Annotated in this window: 1 pseudogene; it reads left to right on the forward strand. The window is 38.8% G+C overall.

Annotation, left to right across the window (positions count from 1 at the left end):
• Window positions 1-497 (forward strand): annotated as a pseudogene (locus tag R8N49_RS29910) (hypothetical protein); the annotation flags it as partial.
• Window positions 498-538: the final 41 nt, after the last annotated feature.

The raw sequence follows: 538 nt of genomic DNA on the forward strand, positions 1-538 counted from the left end.
GGTTGGGAGATTATCCTGATGGTGTACTGACTTTTATCAAGCTATTTTTAGTACTTGCGTTTGTAAACCTTACGACGGTTGGTCTTCAAACGGCTATACAAGCAACCGGAGACGTAAAGGCTTACCAGTCAACAATTGGGTCAGTGCTGCTGCTAACTGTGCCATTGGCCTATATTTTCCTATCGTTAGGTTATCCCCCTTACACCGTTATCGTTGTTTCCATTTTTATGGAGGTAATTTCTTGTGGAATGAGGCTCGCTTTTCTCAAGCTCAAAGCCGGGTTATCCATTATGAAATATATATTGTTTGTAATCAACAAAGCGCTTCAAGTACTAATACCAACGATAGCCGTATTGTTTTCATTAACGATAAGTTTCGAGCAAAGTATTTTAAGGTTTATTTCTACCACTTTGGTTTCATTCGGGATGATTAGCTTTTTAACGTATTGGCTGGTGTTAGGTGTAGAAGAAAAGAAAATGATAAGACTAAAGGTATAAGAGCATGACAGCGAAAAAGTTGGTGATGGTTGGCTATACAC

It is taken from the genome of Vibrio sp. 1978 (genome assembly GCF_033344345.1).